Source organism: Pseudoalteromonas sp. SG44-1, from assembly GCF_014164315.1.
In the GTDB taxonomy this organism is placed as follows: Bacteria; Pseudomonadota; Gammaproteobacteria; order Enterobacterales; family Alteromonadaceae; genus Pseudoalteromonas; species Pseudoalteromonas rhizosphaerae.
Window position 1 is genome coordinate 243,038 of the sequence record NZ_JACJEW010000001.1, and the last position, 12,919, is coordinate 255,956.

The following is a 12,919-nucleotide window of genomic DNA, read 5'->3' on the forward strand; positions in this document are numbered from 1 at the left end:
TTCCTTATCGTATTTATTGTAATTTTTTTAGTTGAGCTTGTGTGTAGGCGTCATCTCTAAGCCACCTCAACATGTTTGGATAACCGTTGGGGTGATCAGGTTGTTCGCACATAAACCATGAATACAACAGCGGATAGCCAAAGCCAGTATTATTGCTAAAAGCGGTTATTAAGCTAGCTGAACTGCCTCTATAACCGTGTTTATGAAATAAAACATCGGGTGCAATATTTAAGTAACAGGCTGCGGCCCATGACCATGCAATCGCGGTCATTTCTTCAGCGGCTTGGTGATCATGGTTTTTCATATCGCCGGTTAAACAGGTTCTGTTTGTCTCTGAGGTTACTGCAATATGCCCTGCTTCATGAAGGATGTCACCAGGGTAGAGGCATTTTTCTAAATCAAGTAGTAAAGTTCCCTGGGCTACTTTAATTCCCGGCAAAAAAGTCTTTTCGTTTAACGTTTGATACCTGTGCTTTATTCCAATATGAGTAACAAAGGCGAGAATTTTTTCAATCTCAGTGTTCATACCACTCCCTGTATTTAGCAATTACAATTGTTGCTTACAGTAATATAGCACTCTATTCTAACTAAGTTTAGTTAGCGTTAATAAATCAATTTAAGGTGTTTTGCTTGTCTAAAATCAGGCAAGAAAAAGGAGTTATTATGCAAAATGAATTGATAGCAAAAGTGCCATCTCTGCACACAACAGCGCAGAGCATACTACCTTGTTATAAAGAAACTGGGCGCTTAGGTCTATTTCAATTAAAACGAATGTGGCACAAAGCGCAATTACAAAAACAAGGCTGTGCGGATAAAAAAATAATAGAAGGCGAATGGTCGCTTGATGTCATGATCATGGATACTTTAGGCTTAGGGCTCACACCGACGATAGAATTCATTTTTTCATCGGATAGTTTTTTAACGTTCGAAAACTGGGTAGAACAGCGTTATGGCATAGCTATTTCAAATACAGTTAAAAGTAAGTTAAATGAAAAGGTAGCAGCATTTTTTCAGCAAAAAGACCCAAAACAACAAAAAATATTACTAAATCAGCCTCGTCATTATGTTTTAACGTCACAGCAGTGGCAAAGCTGGGATGATAATGGTTACGTTATTATTCCTGAGTTGGTGGAAAAAACGCTATGTGAAAACGTTTGTAATATGATTTATGAACGTTTGAATATGGATAAACACAATCCTGCTTCATGGTACCGAAATCATGATCTTAAACAAGGAGTTATGGTACAAATTTTTAATGATATAACAATGCAAGCTATTCGGAAGCAGCCTCAGGTGCGGGATGTTTTTGAGCAACTGTGGGGTAAAAGTAATTTAACTGTAAGTACTGATAGGGTTGGTTTTAACCCGCCAGAGACATTGAGTTGGCAGTTTCCCGGGCCAAATCTGCACTGGGATATTAATTTTAATAAACCGCTCACCTTTGCAACGCAAGGGTTACTGTACCTTACTGACGTTACCGCTGATCAAGGTGCGTTTAGTTGTGTTCCTGGTTTTCATAAAAAAATAGACGGCTGGCTTGCTAGCTTACCTAAAAACACCAATCCACATCATTTTAATTGCCAACAATGGCACAGTACGCCTTTGCCTGCAAAAGCGGGCAGTTTAATTGTTTGGCAACATACACTGCCGCATGGTAGTTGTCCAAATAGGACGAATAGTCCTCGAATTGTGCAATATATAAATATGAACTCATTATAAAACTAAGCAAAATCAAGCCTGCAGTTATTTATAAGAATAACAATTATGCCGTGTAATAAGGTGTAATATTTTTTCTAACGTACCTGTGTCATTCTCAGAAAATTAAAAAAAGCCGCATTTATTAAGGTATTTATTTTTTATAATGTTTTTTTACGATATTTGATATAAATCAAATAACTTAAAAGCCATATAAAATAAATGAAAATTAAAGTTGTACCTTATATTTTTTAAACTAAGCTCTTAACTGAATGTAGCATTAATTCCGTAATGGGATTTAACATGGTAATTGGATATCAAAGGGACATTTCAGTATGGAAGCGCAAAGTTCACAACCTACAGCAAGTTTGCAATACGCGGATCCCCAAGTTGATGAGTTATTAAAGCATTCGATACGTACTCAGCTTGAGTCTCTTTTGAAAGCTAAATTAACAACAGGCCAGCGTCAGTTACTTTTGCAAAAAAGTTTTGTGGATGCGATGACGTTGGTATTGAGTAACACTCAAGTTGAACACCTTCAGTTAGTTTACGCTTTCGAAGCTATGTACGATCAAGCTGTACAATCAATGGCATTGGCGCAGCTCAGCCAAGAGCAGTTAACGCGGCAATATGTGTCGGCATCTGGCTTAATTATGTCTCCTTATAACTGTAAACACACCATAAAGGATGTTTATCGCATTCAAGGTTATGCAAGGGGAGTTGATCAAGCGATACAAAGTAAACTAAAACACTCACCGTCAATCACCATTTTATACCCTGCATGTGGCCCATTTGCGCCGTTATTATTGCCTTTGTTGAGCTATTATAAAGACAGCAATACTTTTACATCACAGCAAATCAACGTCATTTTGGTGGATGTACATCCTGGCGCAATATTATCTTTACAGCAGTTAGTTAAAGACTTGCAGCTTGATGACTTTGTAGTGCGAATTGAAGCGGCTGATGCAACCGAGTATGAGCCCGTAGAATCGATAGATTTATTAGTGTTAGAGGCCATGCAGCATGGTTTTACCAAGGAAGGGCAGCTCAGTATTGCTAAGCACCTAGTGCAATTTTTAACACTAGATGGCTGGATGATCCCACAAAATGTGTCGGTTAGGGGCATGCTGGTGATCGGAGAAACCGAGTTTAATCAGCAATGGAAAGAGGTGGAATATAGTCATTCGCTCAATACGAATACTAGCGCACAGCAAGATCGTGTGGAGTTGGGTGAAATATTAAACATCAATAAATCAACATTGCTCAATATGCAAGAACTTGAATTGCAAGATGGCGTGAAGGTTATTCCTGCAAGCAAGATTAAATTACCCACAGGTGTGAAAGATATGGGGGAGCGTATTTTAGCTATATATGCCCACATAGACACCTTTGCTGATGAAGGTGTTGAGCAATATGACTCAGGCGTAACTCATCCTAGGCCGGATATGACTTTTTACATAGATGCTAAACCTCGTGATGTGGAGCATACCCACTTTGTCGCTAGTAGCGGCGACATGGTGCAGTTTTATTATCAATTGAGCGGTTTACCAGGGTTTGTGCCGGTAAAGTTGTAAGGAGGTTGTAATGCAAAAATTCGCCGTTTTTACAGGCAGCTGTCAAAGCTTACCTGTTGTGCAATATTTATTACAAACCAATCAATTAGCTTGTGTGGTATTAGTTGATACGCAGCAAAACTATGACTTAATGCAGTTACAACATTGGTTGCAGCAAAGTGCTATAGAAACGCTCACTTATAAATGCTCAGATGATAAAGGTTTGATTGCACAGCTAGATAGGTTGGCGGTTAACCGAGGTTTAATTTATCTGTTCAGGCACAAAATCCGCCCTGCATTAATCCAGTATTTTTCAGGTCACCTTGTCAATATTCATCCCAGTCCTTTACCTGATTATAGAGGGCCTTTCCCACTATATTGGCAGTTGAGAAATGGTGAAAACACAACCGCTTTAACCTTACACCAAGTAACCGAATCGGTTGATTGTGGCAATATTGCGGCAGATGTTGAGATAGAAATTCACCCCTTCGATACCATGAACTGTGTGCAGTACAAAGTTGCACAGGCTCTACCAAGGCTAGTTGAAAAATTCTGTCAACTAGATGAAAAACAAGAAATAAAATGGCGTAATCAAGAAGGGAACGGCAGTAAGAGCGCGCCGCAAGTAGAGCAACAGCAGCTTATAGTCAATTGGCACAAGCAAACAAGCAAGCAAGTTGTAAACATGGCTCGTGCGGGTAATGTTGACTCAGGGTGCGCACTATTTCAGTTCCGCAGTGAGGCATTTCAATTGTTGCAAGCAAGCGTTGTAGATAGCGCTTTGACTGGCGTGCAAGCAGGCATGGTCATTGAAGTTGATAGGCAAAATGGACTCGTGATTAAGACCGTTGATGGCGCATTGCGCTTAGATATTATTGGCACGCAACAAGGAGTGTTTGATGGCTATCGATTTGCGGTGTTATTTGGTTTAGAGGCAGGTCTGTCGTTAGTACAGAAAGATTTTTAGCTGTGTGTTTGAATGTTTAAAACTTAAGTTTATTCGGGAGCAGTGTTTTTTCTGGGGCGATAAATAGATGTGTGTGGGTGTTATCGGCTTTAGGGTCAAACAGTGCTTAAAACATAACTTCAGATGTGAGATGGCAAATGAAGATAAATATTAATGTGACTAATCGATATGGTTATGACATAGCGATATACCCATACAACAACGGTGCATTGCCAAATAAAGAGGCAGGTCAGGTTGTTTCAAAGCTAGAAGGGAGTGGTGAATTAACCGTAGGTACGGGTGAGTCTGGGGTAATTGAAATCCCTGGAATGGGGTCGTTGGTGCTGATGTTTTTAGGGCAGCAAAAGCTTGCTAATTATCACGATAAATTTTGTGAGCAACCCGATGAATTCGACCAATGCGAGCAAATGGTATTGGTTCGCTATAAAACCACTGAACTGTATTGGCGTTTTCCTACTTCGGATAAATCGCCATCATTGGAGATCAGTGTAAATGAATTAGGTACAGTTTGTTTTGACAAAACATCGGTTGGCAGTATTCGCCAAGTATCCATACCTGAGTTATTTATTCCTCCTGTCTTTTCTGCAGATCCGTTTGCACAAGAACAGCAAGAAGACTCTCAGCCCAGTTAAGCTGAAATAAAAACTGTGCTATTGCGCAGGTTATGTATGACAAGTAATGAGTGACACGAGTGTAGAGTTTGAAGTCCGACAGTCACCAAAATGTAAATAAAGAGGATTATAGACATGGCTACAGATGCATATATTGGCACAATGACACCATTTGGCGGGAACTTTGCGATCGAACGCTTGGCGCTTTGCTCAGGCCAGTTACAAGCTATTAGTGAGAATACCGCATTATTTTCACTGCTAGGAGATAATTTTGGTGGAGACGCCAGAACGACATTTGGTTTACCTGATTTGAGAGGGCGTAGTCCTTTAGGCATGGGAACCCAGCCTGGAGGGATGGATTATAGATTAGGCTGGAAAGAAGGACGCGAAGCAACTTCATTATCGATTGACCAACTACCAACGCATACCCATGGTGCCGTATTCTCGTCTTCTGGGGGGGGGACAGTGTCAGGTGTAATGCATGCTGCAACTAACGGTGCAAATACGCAAGTACCTAGCGATGACACTTATTTAGCTGCTAATTCAAGTTCTGGGTATTATAAACAATCCGGTTTTTCTCCTGCTCCTAATTTGACGCCTATTAGTGGACTTGTAGTGGATGGCGGAAGTGGGGGGGGCACGGTCACTATAGCAAATACTGGCTCGTCTAGAGCTGTGAGTATAATCAGCCCATTTCAGGTGATAAATTGGCAGATTGTTTTACAAGGTATATACCCATCAAGAAGTTAGTTCGTTAAACATTTGTCATCGACCTTAAGATAGTACGGGCCTATCTTGATTTAAACAATACAATGGAGCGTGCACGCTATGCAATTAAACAAAATAACTCAATCTTTACATTTGCTTGGCGTGTCAGTTGCTCTTGCTGTATCAGCAAACTCGTGGGCGCAAAGTACGATAGATTATACGTCTGTTAATACTGGCGGTGCAGTAGATAATCACACAGCAACAGTCGGTTTATCAACAAGTACCGATTTTACAATTGATTGGGGAACAGGGTTACAAGGAAGTAATGAATATACTGATGAGAAAGTAATAGCGAGTAATGCTGCTATGCTTCCTTACAGTACCGCAGATGGAAACGCATTTAATGATTCCACTGGTGGGTTTCAATTAACAGCGACAAACTTTTTTGCTATTAAGTCAATGAATTTAGGTCGAAGGGCGACTGGTAATGATTTAAATAACAATAGTTTTACTGTTACAGGTTACAGAGGGGGAGTTGCTGTTGCAAGTGATGAATTGATTTGGAGTACATTTGGCTCAAGCGAACTTGAAGTTTTTACACAAGGAGCTGGGACTTGGGAGTCGAATGATGTCGATTGGAGTAACTTAGATAAAATAGTAGTAAGTTGGGCGACTGTGAGTAATGGTAGCGGTGGCGTCAATGGTTCTGCTGATTTTCAAGAAATAGCAGTTTTAAATATGGTTGTTGATGATCCTACTGTTTCTGATTCTACCGCGCCAACTTTAAGCGAAATTACAGCGGTTACTACACCAACAAGTGACAATACCCCAAACTATGTTTTTAGCACTGACGAAGCAGGCACTCTGTCTATGGGGGGGAGCTGTGGTACTTCTACTTCAACAACGATCAGCAGTACTGGTAATCAAATAATAACACTAACGCAAACAGACAATAGCTCGGCGTTGACAGACGGTACTTATAATAACTGTACCGTGACGGTGACCGATGCTGCCAGTAACGCAAGCTCTGCACTCAGCATTCCTAGCTTTACCGTTGATACCACAGCACCAACCGTGGCAGAGATGACGGCGGTTATAACGCCCTCCAATGACACAACACCAAATTATACTTTTAGTACCACAGAGACAGGGACGTTATCAGTCGGTGGTAGTTGTGGTACATCAAGCTCAACAACGATTAGCAGCACGGGTAACCAAACCATTACTTTGACTGCGACAGACAATAGCTCAGCATTAAGTGCAGGTACTTACAGTGATTGTACTATTACGGTTACTGATGCAGCAGGTAATTCTAATACACCAATAACTATTACCTCATTTACAATCGACACGACAGCCCCCACATTTGATGGCGCAAGCTCAACGCCTAATGATAATGACACTAACGTAACAGCAAGCAATGATATCGTAATTGACTTTAGTGAAAATATTGCACTGGGTACGGGCAATATTACGGTGCGCGATGTCACAGGTAGCAGTGATACAGAAGTCTTTAATGTGGCCACAGAAAGCGACGGTACGACGACTAGCCCAAGTGCAGGTCGTATTGGCATTACAAATGATAAAATTTACATTAACCCAACCAATAACTTAAGCGGCAACCGTAACTACGCCATTCGCATTGATGCAACAGTAGTAGATGATGCAGCTGGCAATAGTTTTGCCGGCATTAGCGACGATACTACCTTTAACTTTGCCACCGTGAATACTGCGCCTGAGGTTGATTTAGATTCAGGCACAGGTGGTAATGACAATAGCCTTTCTTTTTCTGAAGGTAATGGTGCGGTTAACATAGCCTCAAATGCTGCAGTAACTGAATCGGACAGCGATACCATCACGACGATAACTGTTAATCTTACCAATGACCAAGATGGCGCATTGGAGGGGCTAAATGTATCGGCTGCGGCGCAAAATGCGCTAAGTGGTGTTTCTGGTGCTGCAGATATTACGTTGAATGATACCATTTCCATTACAGTGGCAACGGCCACCGCTGCTGAAGTAGCAAGTTTCCTTCAGGCGGTAACCTATAACAATACCTCTAGCTCACCTAATGAAACCGCTAGAACGGTGACAGTGGTAATTAATGATGGCACTGTAAATAGTGTAAGTCGTACAGCGACAATTTCGGTTGCTAATATTACTTCAGCGAGTTCTGCCGCTGCTGGATTTAGTACCTTAAACGGTACAAATTTAAGCCCAGCTATTACATTTAGTGACGACAATGAAACATTAAATATTAGCAATGCAGCGCATATTACAGGGTCAACGGCTGATGGCGGCAGCGGTACCGATACAATCAGTGTTGTTACCGGGAGCGACTTAACTGGGTTCACAAGCTTAACGGGTTTTGAAACCTTAACGCCATATAACAATGGTTCATTGACATTAAGTGAAACGCAGCATGACAGTTTCACTACTATAAATGGCAATGGTACAAATCAATTTACTATCGCTAGTGCCAATGGCGATCAAGCGCTCACTGGCGACACTGATATTGAAACCTATGTGCTTGGCACAGCGATGACCTTTACGCTTGGTAGTGCAGCGCAAAATGTAACCGGCAGTAACGCAGATGATACCGTTAATATTAATGCCTTCACGGTAACAGGTACATTGAATGGCGCTGCAGGTAACGACATATTACAGGCCGACTCTGGTGCTGATCTCAGCGGTGCAACAATATCTGCCTTTGAATCATTAACTCTTGCCAGTGGTGCGAGTGTATTGATGACTGAGGCGCAGCACGATAGTTTTACAACGTTTACAGCACCAGGCACAGAAACGATAACTATTAGCTCAGCAACGGATGGATTAACAGGCAACAGTGCGATTGAAACGTATGTTTTATCTGCACCAAATGCATTCACCCTTGGCGCTGCAGGGCAAAATTTTACTGGTAGCACCGGCGACGATACTCTCAATATTGGCTCAGTTAGCGCAACCGGTATTTTAGCGGGCAACACCGGCACTGATACGTTATCTATTGGTAGTGGTGGCAGTATTTCTGGCGCCACGATTAGCGGCTTTGAAAACTTGACGGTAGCAAGTGGCGGTTCAGCAAGTATTGCTGCATCACAGCTAGCATTGTTCTCAGGCACTGTATCAGGCAGTGGTAATGAGACACTAGATATTTTAGGTGATGGTAATTTCGCTACAGTATCAGCAATTGAAAGCTACACATTAAATGACGATAGCACGAACGCGCGTACAGTATCTATTAGCGCCGCGGGGCACTCAGTAACAGCTAGCTCCGTAACTGATGCCATTACTTTTGACATTGGCACACTAGCTTATACGGGAACAATTACCGGCGAAAATAGTGTTGCTGATACATTGTCTATGAGTAGCGGCGCAAACATCAGTAATGCCACGATTAGTAATGTGACTAATTTAACACTTGCTTCGGGTGCGTCAGTATCGATGACGGCCAGCCAGCATGGCAGTTTTACGGGCACCATAACAGCGCCAGGTTCAGAAACTATTACTATCACCGGTGATGGTGATTTTACAACGTTAACTGGCATTGAAAGCTACGATGTAGCTGATGACAGTACAAATACCAGAACAATCACCGTATCAACAGGGACCACTAATGTTACGGCTGGTTCATCAACCGACGCCATAATTTTTGCAATTGGTAACAGTGCATACACGGGCACGTTAATTGGCGAGAATAGTGTTGCCGACCAAGTACAAGTAACTGATGGTGCAGACATTAGCGGCGGTGGATTTTTAAATATAGGCACTCTTTCGTTAGCTAGTGGCGCAACAGTGGCTATTGATGCCGCTAATATTGGTAATTTTAATACTGCTATAACGGGTAGTGCGGGTACTGAAACACTGAAACTTATGGATGGTGGGGCGTTTGATTTTACCAGTACCTCAGTGTCTGCTGTTGAAGGCGTGGCAATAGGAACAGACAATAATGCCACGGTAACCTTAACTGACAACTTTAATGCCAATGGTCAAGCAGTATCAGTGTCAAATGCGAGTGGCGGTGAAATTACAGCAGCCCTATCAATAAATGCTTCAGCCTTTGCCAGTGACATATTGACAATCACAGCCAGCGATTTTAATGGTGATGATACTTTCGTTGGCGGTAGCGGCGCAGATACCATCCGCCCTGGCGGTGGTACTGATTCGATGACGGGCAATGCAGGTAACGATAATTTTGTTGGCAGTGCATCACAATTATCAGGGGATACCATCACCGATCTAGCCGTAGGCGATACCTTAACGATTACTGGTGTGACAGGGCTTTCAAGTGCAAATGTGCGATTTAATGGCGCTAGCACATTAGAAGTTGATACAGATGCCACCGATTTTAATATTTCTGAACTTACGCTCTCATTAAGTAATTCACCAGGCTCAAGTTTAGCTTTTAGCGTTGCTGAAAGTGGTAGCGATACCATAATAACTTTTGTTGAGCCAAATAGCGCCCCCGTATTTAGTGGTTTGAATGGCGGTGCAACCTTTACTGAAAATGGCTCTGCAATTGTTATCGACTCTGATGTGACTATCGCTGATACTGAGCTCGATGCCCTTAATGGCGCAATTGGTAATTATAATAATGCCAGTTTAACTATTAGTCGAAACGGTGGGGCAAGTACTGAAGATGTTTTTGCGAACAATAACTTATTGGGCGCACTAACGCAGAGCAATACGTTTACTTATAATTCGACCACAGTCGGAACGGTAACGACTAACTCCTCAGGTACCTTGGTACTGACCTTTAATGCTAATGCTACATCTGCAATTGTTGACTCAGTTTTACAAAGCATTACCTATCAAAATAGTTCCGAATCTCCATCATCATCAGTGACTTTGGATTATGTCTTTAATGATGGGATAGCAAACAGCGCGGGTACAAATCAAGCGATAGTGAATATTACTGGGCAAAATGATGCCCCAACGGATATTTCACTTTCATCGGCAAGTATAAATCAATCATCAACTGGACTTGGTGCTAATATAGGGGCGCTTACTACCTCAGATGTAGATACCACCGACAGTCATAGTTATACGTTTGTAAGCTCAGGCGCAAGTGTAAACGGTACATGTAGCGCTGACACAAACAATAGCAGTTTTCAGATCAGTGGCACCTTAATTCAGACGCAAGCTGCACTTAGTGCAGGAAGTTACATTGTGTGCGTACAAAGTAACGATGCAACAACAACTTTTCAAAAAGCGTTTACTATAACGGTAAATGATAATGTTGCGCCAAGTGCGCCATCTACCCCTGATTTAAATGCGGCTGCTGATTCAGGGTTATCTACTACGGATAATATTACCAACGATACCACGCCAACATTTAGTGGCACTGCTGAGAGTGGTTCAACAGTTAGTCTTTACAGCGACCAAGTTGGTGCTGGAGCAACTGTAATCGGGTCTGGCATAGCGACCGATGGCAATTGGCAAATTACCACTAGCACTTTAACTGCCGGTTTAGACCATGCTATTTCAGCAAAAGCAACAGACTCAGCAAGTAATGTAAGTAGTAGCTCAAGCGCACTTACAGTGACAATTGACACAACCGCGCCGAGCGCACCGAGCGCAGCCGATCTAACTGCAGCCAGTGATAGTGGCTCTTCGAGTACAGATAATATAACCAATAATACAACACCTACTTTTACAGGTACAGGCACCACAGGCGACACTATTACTCTTATTTCAAGTGTTGATGGCTCAATAGGCAGTACTGTTGTTAGTGGTGGGGTGTGGAGTATCACCGTAGGCTCAGCAATGACGAGTGGCTCGCATACTATTGTGGCACGCGCGACGGACTCTGCTGGTAATATTACCAATGGAACGAGTACTACAATAACCATTGATACTAACGTGAGTGCACCGAGTATTACCACCCCGATTGAAGTAGATGGTCGGATCAATGCTGTGGAAGATGCGCATGTGCTTATACAAGGTAGCGGCGCTGACTCTGGCGCTACGGTTAATGTGACCATCAGCGATGGTTCGAATAACTTATCACGGACTGTGACGGCCGATGGCTCTGGGGCATGGACTATCAGTGGTAGTGAGTTTGATGTCAGCAGCTTTAATGATGGCACGCTCACCGTCAGCGCCACACAAAGCGATGCGGCGGGTAATACTTCAAGCGCAGCCAGCACCGCGGTGATTTTAGATAATACAGCACCGAATGCCTTAACGATTGCCACCCCGATTGAGGTTGATGGCCGGATCAATGCTGTAGAAGATGGCAGTGTATTGATCACCGGCTCTGGGGCGGAAGCCAATGCCAGTGTCAGTGTGACTATCAGCGATGGTTCGAATAACCAATCGCGTACTGTGACGGCTGATGGCTCTGGGGCATGGACTATCAGTGGTAGTGAGTTTGATGTCAGCAGCTTTAATAATGGCACGCTCACCGTCAGCGCCACACAATCTGATGCGGCGGGTAACACCTCCAGTGCAACTAGCACCTCAGTGATTTTAGATAACGCAGCACCGAATGCCTTGACCATAACGACCCCGATTGAGGTTGATGGCCGGATCAATGCTGTAGAAGATGGCAGTATATTGATCACCGGCTCCGGGGCAGAAGCCAATGCCAGTGTAAGTGTGACCATCAGCGATGGCGCGAATAACTTATCACGGACTGTGACGGCCGATGGCTCTGGGGCATGGACTATCAGTGGTAGTGAGTTTGATGTCAGCAGCTTTAATAATGGCACGCTCACCGTCAGCGCCACACAAAGTGATGCGGCGGGTAACACCTCCAGTGCAGTCAGCACCGCGGTGATTTTAGATAACGCAGCACCGAATGCCTTGACGATAAGCACCCCGATTGAGGTTGATGGCCGGATCAATGCTGTAGAAGATGGCAGTGTATTGATCACCGGCTCTGGCGCAGAAGCCAATGCCAGTGTCAGTGTGACTATCAGCGATGGCGCGAATAACCAATCGCGCACCGTGACGGCCGATGGCGCAGGTACATGGACTATCAGTGGTAGTGAGTTTGATGTCAGCAGCTTTAATAATGGCACACTCACCGTCAGCGCCACACAAAGTGATGCGGCGGGTAACACCTCCAGCGCAGTCAGCACCTCGGTGGTTTTAGATAATACAGCACCGAATACCTTGACGATCGCCACCCCGATTGAGGGCGATGGCCGGATCAATGCCGTAGAAGATGGCAGTGTATTGATCACCGGCTCAGGGGCAGAAGCCAATGCCAGTGTCAGTGTGACCATCAGCGATGGCGCGAATAACTTATCGCACACCGTGACGGCCGATGGCTCTGGGGCATGGACTATCAGTGGTAGTGAGTTTGATGTCAGCAGCTTTAATAATGGCACACTCACCCTCAGCGCCACACAAAGTGATGCGGCGGGTAACACCTCCAGTGC

7 protein-coding genes are annotated in these 12,919 nt (G+C 43.5%); 6 read left to right on the plus strand and 1 reads right to left on the minus strand.

Going from position 1 to position 12,919, the window contains the following annotated elements:
• Positions 1-13: 13 nt before the first annotated feature.
• Positions 14-526, minus strand: a complete 513-nt coding sequence (locus tag H5187_RS01030; protein WP_182794095.1) for a hypothetical protein — start codon at positions 524-526, stop codon at positions 14-16.
• A 137-nt stretch (positions 527-663) separates the two neighbouring features.
• Between H5187_RS01030 and H5187_RS01035 the strand changes: the two genes are divergently transcribed.
• From H5187_RS01035 to H5187_RS01060, 6 genes are all read left to right on the plus strand, one after another.
• Complete coding sequence (locus H5187_RS01035) at positions 664-1,719, plus strand: phytanoyl-CoA dioxygenase family protein (RefSeq protein WP_182797453.1); 1,056 nt, start codon at positions 664-666, stop codon at positions 1,717-1,719.
• Between the two features lie 311 nt (positions 1,720-2,030).
• Positions 2,031-3,269, plus strand: a complete 1,239-nt coding sequence (locus tag H5187_RS01040; RefSeq protein ID WP_182797454.1) for a hypothetical protein — start codon at positions 2,031-2,033, stop codon at positions 3,267-3,269.
• A gap of 10 nt (positions 3,270-3,279) precedes the next feature.
• Positions 3,280-4,215 (plus strand): formyltransferase family protein, encoded by a 936-nt coding sequence (locus tag H5187_RS01045; protein WP_149980778.1) that lies wholly within the window; start codon positions 3,280-3,282, stop codon positions 4,213-4,215.
• Positions 4,216-4,352: 137 nt separating this feature from the next.
• Positions 4,353-4,847: a hypothetical protein gene (locus tag H5187_RS01050; RefSeq protein ID WP_149980777.1), complete on the plus strand. Its 495-nt coding sequence runs from the start codon at positions 4,353-4,355 to the stop codon at positions 4,845-4,847.
• Between the two features lie 114 nt (positions 4,848-4,961).
• Complete coding sequence (locus H5187_RS01055; RefSeq protein WP_149980776.1) at positions 4,962-5,576, plus strand: phage tail protein; 615 nt, start codon at positions 4,962-4,964, stop codon at positions 5,574-5,576.
• 78 nt (positions 5,577-5,654) lie between these two features.
• A partial coding sequence (locus H5187_RS01060) for an Ig-like domain-containing protein (protein ID WP_182797455.1) occupies positions 5,655-12,919 on the plus strand: 7,265 nt, incomplete at its 3' end.